General features: G+C 57.0%; 14 protein-coding genes and 2 pseudogenes. 9 read left to right on the top strand and 7 right to left on the bottom strand.

Going from position 1 to position 14,919, the window contains the following annotated elements; translation table 11 throughout:
* The first annotated feature begins 5 nt into the window (after positions 1 to 5).
* From SB725_RS14225 to SB725_RS14205, 5 genes are all read left to right on the top strand, one after another.
* A complete protein-coding gene (locus SB725_RS14225; RefSeq protein ID WP_194939644.1) occupies positions 6 to 644 on the top strand; it encodes a glutathione S-transferase family protein in 639 nt (212 codons plus the stop codon).
* A gap of 41 nt (positions 645 to 685) precedes the next feature.
* Positions 686 to 2,059 (top strand): nucleobase:cation symporter-2 family protein, encoded by a 1,374-nt coding sequence (locus SB725_RS14220; RefSeq protein WP_194939645.1) that lies wholly within the window; start codon positions 686 to 688, stop codon positions 2,057 to 2,059.
* A 43-nt stretch (positions 2,060 to 2,102) separates the two neighbouring features.
* Positions 2,103 to 3,209, top strand: coding sequence for an S-(hydroxymethyl)glutathione dehydrogenase/class III alcohol dehydrogenase (locus tag SB725_RS14215; protein WP_194939646.1), 1,107 nt, complete (start codon positions 2,103 to 2,105; stop codon positions 3,207 to 3,209).
* A gap of 65 nt (positions 3,210 to 3,274) precedes the next feature.
* A complete protein-coding gene (gene fghA / locus SB725_RS14210; protein ID WP_410921980.1) occupies positions 3,275 to 4,120 on the top strand; it encodes an S-formylglutathione hydrolase in 846 nt (281 codons plus the stop codon).
* Positions 4,121 to 4,148: 28 nt separating this feature from the next.
* Entirely contained in the window at positions 4,149 to 5,108 is a 960-nt protein-coding gene (locus SB725_RS14205; RefSeq protein ID WP_410921979.1) for a LysR family transcriptional regulator, read from the top strand.
* Positions 5,109 to 5,358: 250 nt separating this feature from the next.
* Here SB725_RS14205 and SB725_RS14200 read toward each other — a convergent pair.
* Together SB725_RS14200 and SB725_RS14195 are read right to left on the bottom strand one after the other, a co-directional pair.
* Positions 5,359 to 6,798: pseudogene (locus SB725_RS14200) on the bottom strand (IS1182 family transposase).
* 124 nt (positions 6,799 to 6,922) lie between these two features.
* Entirely contained in the window at positions 6,923 to 7,204 is a 282-nt protein-coding gene (locus tag SB725_RS14195) for a hypothetical protein (protein ID WP_410921978.1), read from the bottom strand.
* Between the two features lie 272 nt (positions 7,205 to 7,476).
* Here SB725_RS14195 and SB725_RS14190 point away from each other — a divergent pair, with 272 nt between their 5' ends.
* The 3 genes from SB725_RS14190 (at position 7,477) to SB725_RS14180 (ending at position 9,598) form a co-directional block, all read left to right on the top strand.
* The gene (locus tag SB725_RS14190) at positions 7,477 to 8,550 is read left to right on the top strand and encodes an NAD(P)/FAD-dependent oxidoreductase (RefSeq protein ID WP_027925343.1); all 1,074 of its coding nucleotides are present in this window, start codon (positions 7,477 to 7,479) and stop codon (positions 8,548 to 8,550) included.
* 126 nt (positions 8,551 to 8,676) lie between these two features.
* Positions 8,677 to 9,099, top strand: coding sequence for a hypothetical protein (locus SB725_RS14185; protein ID WP_059183015.1), 423 nt, complete (start codon positions 8,677 to 8,679; stop codon positions 9,097 to 9,099).
* Positions 9,100 to 9,280: 181 nt separating this feature from the next.
* The gene (locus tag SB725_RS14180; protein WP_009048737.1) at positions 9,281 to 9,598 is read left to right on the top strand and encodes a hypothetical protein; all 318 of its coding nucleotides are present in this window, start codon (positions 9,281 to 9,283) and stop codon (positions 9,596 to 9,598) included.
* 232 nt (positions 9,599 to 9,830) lie between these two features.
* Here the strand turns inward: SB725_RS14180 and SB725_RS14175 are convergent.
* The 5 genes and pseudogenes from SB725_RS14175 to SB725_RS14155 form a co-directional block, all read right to left on the bottom strand.
* Positions 9,831 to 10,262: pseudogene (locus tag SB725_RS14175) on the bottom strand (transposase); the annotation flags it as partial.
* 245 nt (positions 10,263 to 10,507) lie between these two features.
* Positions 10,508 to 10,885, bottom strand: coding sequence for a c-type cytochrome (locus SB725_RS14170; protein WP_410921977.1), 378 nt, complete (start codon positions 10,883 to 10,885; stop codon positions 10,508 to 10,510).
* A gap of 98 nt (positions 10,886 to 10,983) precedes the next feature.
* On the bottom strand, positions 10,984 to 11,346 hold the full coding sequence (locus SB725_RS14165) for a DUF6124 family protein (protein ID WP_027925334.1): 363 nt from the start codon (positions 11,344 to 11,346) through the stop codon (positions 10,984 to 10,986).
* Positions 11,347 to 11,811: 465 nt separating this feature from the next.
* Positions 11,812 to 12,027 carry a DUF4287 domain-containing protein gene (locus SB725_RS14160; RefSeq protein ID WP_027925333.1) on the bottom strand — a complete coding sequence of 72 codons (216 nt, stop codon included), beginning with the start codon at positions 12,025 to 12,027 and terminating at the stop codon, positions 11,812 to 11,814.
* A gap of 76 nt (positions 12,028 to 12,103) precedes the next feature.
* Positions 12,104 to 12,988: a LysR family transcriptional regulator gene (locus tag SB725_RS14155; RefSeq protein ID WP_027925332.1), complete on the bottom strand. Its 885-nt coding sequence runs from the start codon at positions 12,986 to 12,988 to the stop codon at positions 12,104 to 12,106.
* A gap of 121 nt (positions 12,989 to 13,109) precedes the next feature.
* Here SB725_RS14155 and SB725_RS14150 point away from each other — a divergent pair, with 121 nt between their 5' ends.
* A complete protein-coding gene (locus tag SB725_RS14150; protein WP_194939651.1) occupies positions 13,110 to 14,759 on the top strand; it encodes a GMC family oxidoreductase in 1,650 nt (549 codons plus the stop codon).
* The last annotated feature ends 160 nt before the right edge of the window (positions 14,760 to 14,919 follow it).

Raw genomic sequence — 14,919 nt, 5'->3', positions numbered from 1 at the left:
GGAAAATGATCACACTGTACGACTACGAACTGTCAGGCAACTGCTACAAGTTGCGCCTCTTTATGAACATGCTCGGCCTTGACTACCAGAAACTCGGCGTCGAGTTCTTCCCGGGCAAGGAACACAAGAGCGACACCTTCCTCGCGATCAACCCGCTCGGCCAACTGCCGGTGCTCGACGACGACGGCTTCGTGCTGCGCGACGCGCAGGCGATCCTGACCTATCTGGCTGCGCGTTACGATGACAGCGGACGCTGGTATCCGACCGACAATCCGCAGTCGTTGGCCGAGGTAAATATGTGGCTGGCGTTCGCCGACGGCATCACCAGCACCGCGTCGGCAGCGCGTCTGCACGATTTGTTGCGTTATGAGCTCGACGCCGACCAGGCACGTGCTGGTGCCCATGCGCTGTTCAGGGCGCTCGACGAGCGACTGTGGTTCTCCGAGCAGGAGGATGGCGGTTGGATCTGTCGCGGCGATCACCCGACCATCGCCGACATTGCCTGCTTCCCCTACGTAATGCTGTCCGATGAGGGCGGCATCTCTCTCATCGACTACCCGGCGCTGCGCCGCTGGACCGACAGAGTAAAACGTTTGCCGGGATTCATCGTGATGTCCGGCATTTTCGAAACAGCAGCATCCTAAGCTGGGCCATCTAATACAAAAATTAAATGAGAGGCAGCAAGATGAAAACCAAACGTTACTACCCCTCCGCGTCTCGTTGTTCTGCGGATGAAGCGCTACCGCTGGGACGTCTGTCCATACTCGGTTTTCAACATGTGCTGGTGATGTACGCCGCCGCAATCGCGGTGCCGCTGATCATCGGCGGCGCGCTGAACTTGTCCAAGAGCGAGATTGCCTTCCTGATCAGCGCCGACCTGTTCGTTTCCGGCCTCATCACCATCGTGCAGACGGTGGGGGTGCGCTGGTTCGGCGTGAAGCTGCCGATCATGATGGGTGTCTCGTTTACCGGTATTGGCGCGATGATCGCCATCGGCGCCAAGCCCGGCTTGGGTTTGCCAGGCGTATTCGGTGCCATGTTGGTGGCTGGCGCCATCGTCATCTTGATAGCACCCTTGATCGCGAAGATGTTGCGCTTCTTCCCGGAGGTGGTAGTCGGAACAATCCTCTTGGCCATCGGCGTTTCGCTGATGGAAGTAAGCGTGACTTGGGCTGGCGGTGGATATGGTAACCCCGATTTCGGCAACCCACTGTATATCGCCGTAGCGTTCGCGGTGCTGATGTTCATTCTGTTGATGGCCAAGTTCGCCCGCGGCTTTCTCAACAATGTTTCGGTGCTGCTCGGTACCGGCTTCGGGGTGGCGGTCTGCCTGTTGCTAGGCGAGGTCCACTTCGACGGAGTGAGCGAAGCGCCGTGGTTCGGTCTGGTGGCACCCTTTCATTTCGGCGCACTCAAGTTCGATTTCTGGGCAATCGTGAGCATGACGGTCGTCATGCTGGTCAACGTGATCGAAACCGCCGGCGTGTTCATGGCGGTCGGCAGGATGACAGACAAGCAGATGACGCAGGCGGATCTGGTGCGCGGTTTCCGGGCCGATGGTCTGGGCGCCGTGATCGGCTCGATCTTCAACATCTTCCCGTACACCTCCTACTCGGAAAACGTCGGCCTGTTGGAAGTAACTGGGGTGCGCAGTCGCTGGGTCTGTGCAATGGGCGGTGTGCTCCTGATCGTGCTGGCGCTGATTCCGAAGCTGTCCGCCGTAGTCGCCTCGGTGCCGGTCTTCGTGCTCGGTGGGGTCGGCATGATCATGTTCGGCATGATTGCGATGGCTGGCATAAAGATACTCAGCCATGTCGACTTCGTGAACCAGCCACTTAACGGTTTTACCGTGGCCGTCAGCGTCGGCATCGGCCTGGCCCCGGTCTTAGCCAAACACTTTTTCGACAAATTCCCGGTGGAAATGGCGCCGCTGCTGCAAAGCGGGATCGTACTGGCAGCTATTTCTGCGGTACTGCTGAATTTGCTGTTCAACGGAGTACAGCAAAACCAAAAGAAGAAACCTGAGGCAGTGGCAGTAGAAAAGACTGCGACTGCATGACTTGTTACTTGTCCGTTGTAATCGGACCCTCCTGGAGCGAAATATGAAAACCAAAGCCGCAGTCGCCTGGAAAGCCGGGGCCCCGCTGACCATCGAAACCGTCGATCTAGCAGGCCCGAAAGAGGGCGAGGTGCTGGTCGAACTGAAAGCCACCGGCATCTGCCACACCGACTACTACACGCTGTCGGGTGCCGACCCCGAGGGTCTATTTCCGGCCATCCTCGGTCACGAGGGTGCAGGAGTAGTGGTCGACGTCGGCCCGGGCGTGAAGACGCTAAAAAAGGGCGACCACGTGATCCCGCTGTACACGCCTGAATGCCGCACGTGCAAGTTCTGTCTGTCGCAGAAGACCAATCTGTGCCAGGCGATCCGCTCGACACAAGGCCGCGGGTTGATGCCGGACGCAACCAGCCGCTTCTCGCTCGACGGCACACCCATCCTGCACTACATGGGCACGTCGACCTTCTCGAACTACACCGTAGTGCCGGAGATCGCGCTGGCGCAGATCCGCGAAGACGCGCCGTTCGATACCGTCTGCTACATCGGCTGCGGCGTGACTACGGGCTTGGGCGCGGTAATCTTCACCGCCAAAGTCGAGGCGGGCGCCAACGTAGTAGTTTTCGGCCTCGGCGGTATAGGCCTCAACGTGATCCAGGGCGCGAAGCTGGTTGGCGCCGGTAAGATCATCGGTGTCGATATCAACCCGGCACGCGAGAAAATGGCACGCAAGTACGGAATGACCCACTTCATCAATCCGAAGGAGGTCGACAACGTCGTCGACGCAATCATCCAGCTCACCGACGGCGGCGCAGACTACGCGTTTGAGTGCATCGGTAACGTCAACACCATGCGCCAGTCGCTTGAGTGCTGCCATAAAGGCTGGGGCCAGTCGATCCTAATCGGCGTCGCCGCCGCTGGCGAGGAGATTAGCACCAGGCCATTCCAGCTCGTCACCGGTCGCGAGTGGAAGGGCTCGGCCTTCGGCGGAGCACGCGGCCGCACCGACGTGCCGAAGATCGTCGACTGGTACATGGAAAACCGCATCAGCATCGACGACATGATCACCCACCGGCTAACCCTCGATCAGATCAACGACGGCTTCGATCTGATGAAGCGCGGCGAGTCGATCCGCTCTGTAGTCGTCTACTAAGTTTGGGGTTGCCCCTTGGCGGGCGACGGTATCCACAGCGCCGCCCGCACCTTTTGGGAGAACACATGGAAATCCTAAGCCAGCACGACTGCTTTTCCGGCCGCCAGGGCTTTTATCAGCACGACTCGCGCGCCATCGGCCTGAGCATGCGCTTTTCGGTATACCTGCCGCCGCAGGCCGAACACGGCAAGGTGCCGGTATTGATCTACCTTGCCGGCCTGACCTGCACCGAAGAGACCTTCATGATCAAGGCTGGCGCACAGCGAGTGGCGGCAGAACTTGGCATCGCGCTCGTGGCCCCCGACACCAGCCCGCGCGGTGCGAACATCGACGGCGAGGAAGTGGATTGGGACTTCGGCACCGGCGCCGGCTTCTATATCGACGCGACCCGCGAACCGTGGTCGCGCCACTACCGGATGGAAAGCTACGTCGCGGGCGAGTTGCCCAGAATGTTGGCCGAACATTTTCCGGTCGATATCACACGCATGGGGATCTTTGATCATTCGATGGGCGGCCACGGCGCGCTGACGCTGGCCTTCAAGTACCCGGACAGGTTCAAGTCGCTGTCGGCGTTCGCACCTATCGTCGCGCCGAGCCGCGTGCCGTGGGGCGAGAAGGCGTTCGGCTGCTACCTCGGGGACGATCGTGAAGTGTGGAAACGCCACGACGCGTGCGAATTGCTCAAAACGCTGGGCGAGCCCTATCCGGGCGAGATCCTGATCGACCAGGGGCTGGCCGATCAATTCCTCGAGATGCAGCTCAGGCCCGAGTTGTTTGAAGTCGCCTGTAACGAGGCCGGGCAGTCGCTGACACTGCGTCGCCAAGCCGGCTATGATCACGGCTACTATTTCATCTCGACCTTTATTGAAGACCATTTTCGTCATCACGCGCGCGCGCTCGGTCTGTGCTAGCGGCGCGTGGTAGCGCGGGGGAGAAACTTTGCACAACGTCGATCTGAAGTCGCTGCAGGTATTCGCCACCCTGCTCAAGGAATGCAACGTCACGCGTACTGCGCAGCAGTTGCACATGACGCAGTCGGCGGTCAGCCATACACTCGGCCGGCTGCGCGAGCTGTTTCGCGATCCGCTATTCGTGTCGGCTGGACGCGGCATGGTGTCGACGCCGCGCGCGCTCGAGTTGGCCGAGCCCTTGAGGCGCGCGCTTGATGCCATCGAAGCGCTGGTGCGCCCCGTCGAGGCGTTCGATCCTGCGAGCTTTGATGGCGTGTTCCACATCGCCACTACCGACTACATCGGCTTCATCCTGCTGCCGATCTTGGTGAAGCGGCTGAGTGAGGTCGCCCCTGGGGTCGAGTTGAGCATCAAGCCGCTGAAGCCACAGGACGACCTCCTCGCCCTCAAGAACAACGAGATCGACCTGGTCCTGTGGAATGAAGAGACCGCGACGCCCAATTTCTACGTGCGCAAGCTGTTCTCGGACCGGCTGAAGGCCATAGTGCGCGTTGGTCATCCCGAAATCGACGGCAGCCTGTCACTCGAACAGTTCCAAGCTGGTCGTCACCTGCGCATCAGTAGCCATCACGGCGCGGTGAAGGAGGCGGTTAACGGTCTCTACGAAAAGTACGGGGTGCGAAGTAAGACCTCGGTGACCGTGCCGCATTTCTTGCTGGCTTATCGCCTGGTCGCCGAATCCAATCTGATCGGCACCATCGCCGAGCTGACTGCACGCCGAATCGTCAAAGAGCTACCCTTGCAGGTGCTCGAACCGCCGGTCGAAGAGGCCCGCTTCACAGTATCGCTGGTGTGGCACGAGCGCCGCCACACCGACCCGGCGCATCGCTGGCTGCGCGGCGAGATTGCCGCGGCAGCCGAAGTCATCCGCGAGGAGCAGGCCCAATGGGCTACCCCTCTTCATTGCCCCCCCTTGCATGAGCGATGACAACGCCTATGCCCTGGGTCGCATGGCGAATTACTGCCCATCGTGCCCTGTACGGAAACTTGATTTTCGACTTCTGCGAATGAGCGGTAAGTGCGATTGATGGATTTCGCCGCGCTCAACCCAGCCTAGGGTTGCAGGTCGACTGTCAGCGATGGGTCCAGGCTGTGTGAAAACGCGCTAAATACGTCGAAAACCGAGAGTCGCGAGGATTGCCTGTGGAATCAGCGGGCGGAAGCGCGAATAACCTTAGTCAGCGACATAGACGTTCGTAATGCCGTTTGAGGTTGTAGGCGAGCACATGAAGGCTCATTTCGGGACTTACCCTCGAAAGTGTTTTGGTCAGGAAGTGGGTGGCTCCCATCCAATATTTAAGCATTCCCAAAGGATGCTCAACAGTCTGGCGGCGAACCTTCATCTTCCCCGGGTCATGCTCCAGCCGAACTTGCATCGCGTCGTTTACCGCCTCATGTTCCCAGCGCTTCACACGGCGCTCCTTACCCGTCGTACATTGCTTTTGCATTGAGCAGGCCTGGCAGCCCGTGAAGTAATAACAATGCAATAACATGCCGTCTTCCATCGACGAATACCGCCTGGCTAGTAACTGCCCCGCAGGGCCTCGATACTCGTCCGACGCAATAAAATAGATGAAATCCTGCTTGCCGAATCTGCCTTCGGCTTCGCTGCCAGATGTGAGGGGTTTCGGTACGAAGGTAGTGATGCCGGCTTGCTCGCAAGCAAGGATTTCCAGACCTTTGTAATAGCCTCGGTCGGCCACCACCGTTAGCGATTCAGCCTGGATTTCTTCACGTGCCTGGCTCGCCATATTGCTCAGTTGCCCAGGATCATTACTAACGTTGGTCACCTCATGGGCAATGATCAGATGGTGTTTGTCGTCGACAGCTGTTTGTACGTTGTAGCCAACCGTTCCGGTGCCTCGGCCACGCGTGGCCATTGAGCGTGCATCTGGGTCTGTGAGGGAGATCTGCTGGTCTGGACTGTCGTGGAGCTGCGCCTCGATGTCCTTGAGTTTCTGCATCAGCTTTTTCAGTGTTTCTATTTTTTCTTTAAGCCGCTCTGCTTTGGCCTCGGCCACTTCGGGCGTTGCCCGATCCGCCGAATCCATCGCCGCCAGATAACGGTCAATGCTCTGTTCGATCTGCTGCATGCGTGCCTTCACCTTGCCCTGAGTGAAGATGCGGTCGCGATTATTGACGGCTTTGAATTTGCTGCCGTCGATGGCGATCGATCGACTGAGAAAAGAGATTGAGGTTGAGGTTGAGGTTGAGGTTGAGGTTGAGGTTGCGACAAAGAACTACGAACTGGCGGCAGACGCTACGAATGGCTTTGCAGTTGTCTTTGCGAAGGTCGGCGATGGTCTTGAAATCTGGAGCCAAGCGCCCCGTTAGCCACATCAACTCGACGTTGCGCTCGGCCTCACGTTCCAGCCGGCGGCTGGGCTGAATCCGATTGAGGTAGCCGTAGATATAGATCTTCAGCAACACCGCTGGTGGTAGGCCGGACGACCCGTTGCAGCAGGATCGACGCCCTCAAAACCAAGTGCGCCCAGGTCGAGTTCATCGACGAAAACGTCGACCACTCGCACTGGATTTTCTTCGGTTACGTAATCGTCCAGACACTCCGGCAGCAGAGTCACTTGCGTCCGGGCCTCGCCTTCAATGAATCGCTTCATGATCGTCCTCGATGCGATCTAGACGATCAAAAGATTAGACAAGCACTGGCGTTTTCACCCGTTCTCCTCGACTTCTGCCTGTCATGAAAAGCCGTTTCGATCTAAACAACCCCCGTCATCGTCTCTAGAGCGATGTTCGGTCGACACCTTGTACAATCTCGCTTGTTACAAAACCCACCCCGCAATGATCGCAATAAAACCCATCAACCAGCTGCTCCAGCGGCGCTGCTTTCAGAAGGGCAGGCTTGCATTCATCAACTGCTAGCTGATCCAAGCGTTGATAGCCTGCTTTTTCTTCCCCATTGAAGCGTTTTTTTGGGCTTGCTGCTCCTTTCAGAATTCCCTTTGGTCTGACGTGTTGGACCGATCCACAGCGGGGGCAGGATTCCATAGGGTTTTGGTTCATGGCATGACCTGATTTGAGAGGGGCGAGAGTAATGATACCGATGAACTCAAGAAATCCTTTAACCAATGTCGTAAGAACTGACCTCCAGAGCAGTGAAGATGATTCCGTATATCTACGGACTTCACGTAGAGACGCCCCGTCCCTATCGACGCTGACGTTTTCACACAGCCTGGGCCAGAAGCAGACACTCAAAAAGCTGAACGATCAGGTTCTCATGTCATGAAATCATCCAGCTGTCGTACCATCGGCACATCGACAGAACGGAGGTTGATATGGGAAATGGTCAGGACAAACGAGTCGTTGTCATTGGTGCAGGCATCGTTGGCGCGTCATTGGCGTATCACTTGGCAGGTAAAGGCGCGAATGTCACTTTGGTAGAAGCTGAAGATATAGCTTCGGGAGTGACTGGCAGCTCATTCGCTTGGCTCAATGCCTCACACCCCGAACCTGACCCAATTGCGCAACTGCGCGGTTCTGCCATCAAGGAGTACCGCCGACTCGAAACGCAGCTGCCAGGTCTGGAGATAAGATGGACAGGTGCCTTGTCTTACAGCGTGATGGCGATTGGAGCGCTGCCGATCTCAGGTCACCAAGCTTCGGCAAACCTGGTGTCTCGATCGCAGATTCTCGACCTGGAACCAAATCTCAAGAACCCTCCCCAGTCTGCTCTGTATGCGGCTGAAGAAGGAGCGCTGGACGCAGTGGCAGCTACGCATGCGTTGATCGCAGGTGCCCAGGCGTATGGGGCGAAGATTCTCACTCAGACGCGAGTGCTCGGTTTTGTAACCCAGAGTGCAACGGTGACCGGAGTCGAAACAACAATAGGCATCCTCGATGCCGATATTGTCGTACTGGCAGCCGGGACAGGCATCACGAAACTGACAGACATGCTTGGAGTGTCCCTGCCAATAGAGGCCTCGCCTGCCATTTTCATTCGTTACAAGTCACAACCCAACCTCGTGCACACCCTCATCTCCAGCCCTGAAATGGAAGTGAGGCAAAGTTCGGATGATGCGTTGCTGGCGGCAGAAGATTACCTGGACGACGCCATGGAAAATCAGCCGGCAGCGATAGCGCTTCGAACTGCCAAGACAATCCAGAACGAACTCCATGGTGTTGTTTCCATAGATCCGGAACGGGCTTGTGTCGGACTCAGGCCCATGCCTGCCGATGGCATCCCCATCATCGGTTATCTACCCAAAGTGGGTGGCGTCTACGTTTGTGCAATGCACCCTGGAATTACTTTGGCTGCGACAGTGGGACGTCTGGCCAGCGAGGAGATCATCGATGACAAGGCGTCCAGTGCCCTTTGCCCATGCCGGCCCGATCGATTTTTGCAAGCGTAGGGAGGATCCTCTTGTGAGGCAGAAATCGACCAGGAGCAGACATTCGAACCGCTGACCAATACACTGCCGCGACAATCGTACTCAAAAACTTTTGAGCAAATGTTCACGCAGGAAGAAGGGTTTCAAATGAGTCTTGATCTGTACCTGGAAGCGGATAATGCACTCACAGCCCCGACATTGAGGAAAGCCTTAAACGATGCTGATGCCTGGGAAATCAACGTAGTTGGCGACAGTTTGGAAGCTACCTTTATCTCGGGACTAACGTTGAGTACCGATGGCGTAATCACGGACTCAACAATTTACTCCGAGGATACGAAGGGCATCGACTTCCGTGTTGCTATGCGTTGTACCATCAGAATCAAAGGCCCCGAGCCGGAGGGGCAGTCTGCTATGGACGATCTGGACAAAATAGCGCAATCCATCGCTCAGACGTGCTCATCCCTCTTCCTGATAAGCTTCCAGCTCGAAGAAACCTTGTACTGGCGGGACACAGCGGGGCTGCACCGTCCTGATGCCAGAACCTCCAAAAACAATGACGAATCCACCTGAGCGCACTCTGTCTACTACTGGGCATTTGCTGCACATCTCGATGAAATGGCTATTAGCTGCTTTTCGCGAAGGGCCGCTTTGGATCGGTTCGGGCCTGTCTCGACCACAATAAAACGGCAAAAAAGCAGATGCTTGATTATGAAGCAGTTAAATCCAGAATATTTACTAAAAGAAAATGTACATGAAGAAGCTAAGTAATGATTTCAGTGGAGCACTCCGAACGTTTGCGTACTTCATGGCAAGTGGAAGCCACTACATGCTTGAAAACGTAGAGTACCTCGACATTTATGGCTCTGAGCCGAGTGCAATTGAGATGGTCTTCGCGATATTCGCGAACGTAATAGAGATGGACAGCGAAGGCAACGTGCTCAATTTCACCTATGCCCAAAGGAGAGCGACTGACTACTTAAGGTCATACTGCGACCCATCTTTCAAAGTAACGCCGCCTCTTGAAGACTGGGAAACCGAGCTCTATGGGCCGCCCTCACTCGGACGCTAAGAAATGGCTTTAGCTCGCAGACACGGGGGACCGGAAAGGGTCGAAAGATCCAGCCGAATGACTGCTTTTGGCCGATTCTGTTGAAAAAGTCGGATTTTCCGCTCGCCTGAACTCAGGCACGACCATCGCCTAAGAACCGACTCACCACATGGAGTGGTTTCTCGGCCGTTCGTTGACCTTTGCTGCTCAGTTAGTGGGTTAATTTGAGGTTCTTTGCTGAGTGCAGGCGCACCTATCCCGTGGCAGGAGGCCCTTGAGGTGTAAATTTAGCCAGCCGTCGCAGGTTCTGTACCGCAGCGGCCAGCGTGAATTCATCCGTCGCGCCACTCATGCCACGTAGTCTCAGGCGCTCCAATTTCAGGATGCGCTTGAGGTGGGCAAACAACATTTCGACCTTCTTACGTTCGTGGCGAGAGCGCACGTACGCAGGTGTCGCTGCGATGCGCCGAGCCACATCGCGCGCGGCTTCATGGACGCTGCGGGCGATCTTGCGGAGCGCAGTGTTCGGGCAGCACTTGGCTTTCATCGGACAGGCAACGCAGTCGGTCTGCCTGGTTCGGATGATGATGGTGCTGGCTTTGGTGACGTGCGAACGCTCATTCTTGAAGGCTCGCCATTCGCTGCGTAATGCGTTACCGGCTGGGCAGCGGTATTCCTCGGCCTCTTCATTCCAGGGATAAAGGGGGCGGATTTAATTTCTCTACTCAAAACGCCCGCTTTTGGCCGTTATTTGCCTGTCACAACCGCAGCCGACTGCTGCTGGATGCGATGAGCCGCCCGAGGTTGTATTCCGAGATTGCTCATGAGCGATTTACCTGCGAGAGGTCGGCTGGCTCATTTGCATTGCCCCACACGTCCTCAAACCTGAAATGGCTTTTAGCTGTCTGTGCCTGTCTCTCATCTCAAACATCACCGATTTTTTGAAATAACACCACCCATGTATTGATTCAAATCGCGCAGATCTTTAATGCTCCATGAGTACGGCGATAGCTTTACACCGTTCTCTCGTAACGTTTTTGGAATTAAGTCTCCATTGGGACGAAGTATTATCGATGACACAATCACGCCCGGATAATCATTTAATCGTTTTTTGAAAGCGGAGGTTGTTAGATCAGGTGTAGGAGGATTGCTTTTATTAGCCAATGGCCCTGTAGCTTTGAGATCTATTCCGTGACACATGGCGCATCGCTGTAAATAGAGGTTTTTTCCATTAACATTTTCAGCGAAGGATAGTGATGTTTGAGCTAACGACACCCCCCCTAGAAAAGTGATGAATAATAGTTTCATGGTTTTTATCTTCCTTGATGGAATCAGCGTTGACTGGGTGCGATTGGTGGTTGCGCTCTGTGGCGAGCAATCAGTTTCCCGCCACAGAGGGGCCGTGCTTACTCCTTCACTTCAACCTTATCCAGCGCCTGATTCACCGCCAGTTCCCCCAGCATGACCACCTGCGTAATCCCCAGCAGCGTCTTGCGGTGTGAGTTCTCCAACAACGCCGCGAGATTGCTGAGCATGGTGGTCGCCGAGCCCAGTGATTCGCTGGCGTTGACCAGCAGGGATTCTGAGTCGCACTTGGGGTTGGCGAGGAACATCGGTTCGGGTTCGTGGGTGCTGGCCATGATCTGGGCGGCCGGGTTGAGATAGTGGTCGAGGGCGCGTTCGGCCGCTTCGTGGAGTTTTTTCGAATCGAGGGATTCGTAGGGCGATGCCGGATCGGTGTCGGGCGGGTTGGGTGTTGGTTTGATCATAGTAAAACTCCTAATTGAAAACGGAGCCTTCACCCACGCTACCAAACGATGGGTGGCGGCCATACGCGGGTTGGTAGACCGGTAACTAGGAACCCGGCGCTCCCATGGGAGCCCTGCGCATGGCCACCATAAAGCAGAGACAGAACAGTCCTGCAAACGGTGCGCTATGCGACTAGTTATACCGGGCTACCAAACCCGATCACTGTTTTTCAGTGACCCAGCCACGATAAAACCCGCGCCCCAGACGCACAAGCCGGCGAATTCTGTCTTACCCGTAGGCGATGGCGCAAGGCGTTGTAGCCTTTGGCTGGTAACAGGAGGCTTCGCTTAAACAGATGCGGGTTTTGTTGTTTAAGCGCCAGACAAATGAAATCCCTGTGGGCGCGAGCAAGCTCACCCCCACAGGGTTTTGTGTTTTGTCTGAGGGATCGGGGGGGCACAAACATGCCCTGCCCCCCTGCCCGGTCACTTTTTGTTGGCGGCCAGATAGTGCGCGACCAACGCATTGGCATGGCCATGGCCCATGCCGTGTTCATCTTTCAACCACGCCACGATTTCCATGTGCTTCTTGTCGCTCACTGTTCCGAGCAACGCCAGCCAGTGGCTAATCGGCTGCCCATACTTTTTCTCAATGGACGGGAAGTACGACGCCGGTCCTTTTACTTTTGTGTCTTCGGCCATGCTGCAAGCTCCCTTTGTCACGACGGAGTGTCGGATAACGCTCCTTGTCGTCAGCCCATAGAGTGGCCGCGATTGGCTATCCCAGCAACAACCCCTGCTCCGCCTCACACAACCCCACCACATAGTCCCAAACCACCCGCAGCCGCACCGACTTGTGCAACTCGCGCCGGGTACTGATCCAGTAACTTCGCTCAATACTCTCGTCCGGCAACAACGGCACCAGGTCCGCATCTGCACTTGCCATGTAACAAGGCAACACCGCAATCCCCAACCCGGAGCGCGCAGCCTGTTGCTGGGCGATGACGCTGGTGCTGTGAAACACCACCCGTGGATTGCGGCAGAAGCTATTAAGGAACATCAATTCCTGGCTGAACAGCAAGTCGTCGACATAGCCGATCCAGGCATGGCGCCCGAGGTCTTCGCGGCTGCGCAATGGCGGTGAGCGATCGAGATACGCCTGGCTGGCGTAGAGCCCCAATCGATAGTCGGTGAGTTTGCGGGTGACCAGCATGTCGGCGGCCGGGCGTTCGAGGTGGATGCTGATTTCGGCTTCGCGGTTGAGGATGCTGACGAAGCGCGGCACCGCCACCAGTTCCACTTCCAGTCCCGGATAGCGTTCGAACAAGCCGTTCATGCGGCTGGCAAGGAACATGATGCCCAGCCCTTCCGTGACGCCGACGCGAATCTTGCCCAGTGGCGCGGTGGACTGGGTGATTTCTTCCTGGGCCAGCAACGCGACGTTTTCCATGGCTTCGGCGTGTTTGAGCAGCGCTTCGCCGGCCGGGGTCATTTCGTAACCCTGGGCATGCTGGACGAACAGCGCCGTGCCGAGGCTCTTTTCGATGGCCTCGATGTGCCGCGCGACTGTGGCGTGGGTGGTGTTCAAACGGCGGGCAGCGGTAAGCAAACGCCCGCTGCGCTGCAACTCGAGAAAAAACCGCAGGTCATTCCAGTCGAACATGATCCGTCCTTGAGGCAATGCTGTTTAAAAACGCACAGCGGCTGCGCAAAAACTAACATTCTTTTGACGAAAGCGAACAACTAGGATGACCGACAACAAGAACAACAAGACGAGGTCAGGGATGAAGACTCTCCTGGATGAATTCGACTACATTGTGGTCGGCGCCGGGCCGGCGGGTTGTTTGCTGGCCAATCGACTGTCGGCCAACCCGCAACACCGGGTGCTGCTGCTCGAAGCCGGCGGCCGCGATAACTATGCGTGGATTCACATTCCCGTGGGTTACCTGTTCTGCATCGGCAACCCGCGCACCGATTGGTGTTTCAAGACTCAGGCACAAGCCGGCCTGCAAGGTCGCACCCTGAGTTACCCGCGCGGCAAAGTGCTCGGCGGCTGTTCTTCCATCAACGGCATGATCTACATGCGTGGCCAGGCCGGCGACTACGACCGCTGGGCTGCCGATGGCAATCCGGGCTGGAGCTGGAACGACGTGTTGCCGTTGTTCAAAAAGAGCGAAAACCATTTTGCCGGCGACTCCGAGTTTCACGGCGCCAGCGGCGACTGGCGGGTCGAGCGGCAGCGGCTGTCGTGGCCGATTCTGGACGCCTTCCGCAACGCTGCCGAGCAAAGCGGCATTGCCAGCATTGATGATTTCAACCAGGGCGATAACGAAGGCTGCGGCTACTTTCAGGTCAACCAGAAGGCCGGGATCCGCTGGAACGCGGCCAAGGCTTTTCTCAAACCGGTCCGCCATCGCGTCAATCTCACCGTGCTGACCGACGTCGAAGTGGACCGCGTGTTGCTGGAAAACGGTCGCGCTTCAGCGCTGATAACGCGCTGGCAAGGTCAGGCGAAAACCTTCAAGGCGCGCAAGGAAATCGTCTTGTGCGCCGGCTCTGTCGGCTCACCAGGCATCCTTCAGCGCTCGGGGATCGGTCCGCGTCCGCTGCTGCAAAAACTCGGAATCGGCGTCGCCCATGAGCTGCCGGGGGTAGGCGGCAATCTGCAGGATCACCTGCAATTGCGGTTGATCTACAAACTGGAAAATGCGCGAACGCTGAACCAGATCGCCGGCAGCGTGTGGGGCAAGATGGGCATGGGTTTGCGCTATCTGTATGACCGCAGCGGCCCGCTGTCCATGGCGCCGAGTCAACTGGGGGCCTTCGCCCGTTCGGGTCCGGAACAGACCTCGGCGAATCTCGAATATCACGTGCAGCCCTTGTCGCTGGAGCGCTTCGGCGAGCCGTTGCACCCCTTCCCTGCTTTTACTGCCTCGGTTTGCGATCTACGGCCGCAGAGCCGTGGCCGAGTAGACATCAGTTCTGCCAGCCCGCAGGACGCGCCAGTGATTAACCCCAACTATTTGAGTCACCCGGAGGATTTGCGCGTGGCGGCTGATGCCATTCGCCTGACCCGGCGCATCGTTGCTGCGCCGGCGCTGCATGCGTTCAAACCGGTCGAGTATTTGCCCGGTGACCGTTTGCAGACTGAAGAGGAATTGCAGGAGGCGGCTGCGCAGATCGGCACGACTATTTTCCATCCGGTGGGTACTTGCCGGATGGGTAATGACGCGGAAGCGGTGGTGGATGCCGAGTTGCGGGTCCGTGGCATTCCCGGTTTGCGTGTAGCTGATGCCTCGATCATGCCGCGCATTACCTCGGGCAATACCTGTTCGCCGACGTTGATGATTGCTGAAAAAGCCGCCCAGCTAATCCTCGAATCAACAGCCAACACCATTCCTGGAGGAGCGAGCCTGCTCGCAATGACTGACTGAGATTCAACATCTATGGTGACTGCTACACCGCTATCGTCGGAACGCCGCCCGGAGCCGGCTCACGCCTACAAGGGTAATGAGCTTGGCTTGTGGGCATTGAGCTCTACATGGAACACGCAACACCAGTGGAACAACAAAAACAATCACTGTGAGGGATACC

The sequence above is a fragment of the Pseudomonas sp. SIMBA_041 genome, assembly GCF_046535095.1.
In the GTDB taxonomy this organism is placed as follows: Bacteria; Pseudomonadota; Gammaproteobacteria; order Pseudomonadales; family Pseudomonadaceae; genus Aquipseudomonas; species Aquipseudomonas mucoides.
Note: the sequence above shows the minus strand (reverse complement) of the source record. Positions and strands in the feature narration are given on the sequence as shown.

Excerpts from the sequence above, each read along its gene's own strand:
- SB725_RS14225 (WP_194939644.1), top strand. The coding sequence starts at position 6 with ATGATCACACTGTACGACTACGAACTGTCAGGCAACTGCTACAAGTTG.
- SB725_RS14220 (WP_194939645.1), top strand. The coding sequence starts at position 686 with ATGAAAACCAAACGTTACTACCCCTCCGCGTCTCGTTGTTCTGCGGAT.
- SB725_RS14215 (WP_194939646.1), top strand. The coding sequence starts at position 2,103 with ATGAAAACCAAAGCCGCAGTCGCCTGGAAAGCCGGGGCCCCGCTGACC.
- fghA (WP_410921980.1), top strand. The coding sequence starts at position 3,275 with ATGGAAATCCTAAGCCAGCACGACTGCTTTTCCGGCCGCCAGGGCTTT.
- SB725_RS14195 (WP_410921978.1), bottom strand. The coding sequence starts at position 7,204 with ATGAACCAAAACCCTATGGAATCCTGCCCCCGCTGTGGATCGGTCCAA.
- SB725_RS14190 (WP_027925343.1), top strand. The coding sequence starts at position 7,477 with ATGGGAAATGGTCAGGACAAACGAGTCGTTGTCATTGGTGCAGGCATC.
- SB725_RS14185 (WP_059183015.1), top strand. The coding sequence starts at position 8,677 with ATGAGTCTTGATCTGTACCTGGAAGCGGATAATGCACTCACAGCCCCG.
- SB725_RS14180 (WP_009048737.1), top strand. The coding sequence starts at position 9,281 with ATGAAGAAGCTAAGTAATGATTTCAGTGGAGCACTCCGAACGTTTGCG.
- SB725_RS14170 (WP_410921977.1), bottom strand. The coding sequence starts at position 10,885 with ATGAAACTATTATTCATCACTTTTCTAGGGGGGGTGTCGTTAGCTCAA.
- SB725_RS14165 (WP_027925334.1), bottom strand. The coding sequence starts at position 11,346 with ATGATCAAACCAACACCCAACCCGCCCGACACCGATCCGGCATCGCCC.
- SB725_RS14160 (WP_027925333.1), bottom strand. The coding sequence starts at position 12,027 with ATGGCCGAAGACACAAAAGTAAAAGGACCGGCGTCGTACTTCCCGTCC.
- SB725_RS14155 (WP_027925332.1), bottom strand. The coding sequence starts at position 12,988 with ATGTTCGACTGGAATGACCTGCGGTTTTTTCTCGAGTTGCAGCGCAGC.
- SB725_RS14150 (WP_194939651.1), top strand. The coding sequence starts at position 13,110 with ATGAAGACTCTCCTGGATGAATTCGACTACATTGTGGTCGGCGCCGGG.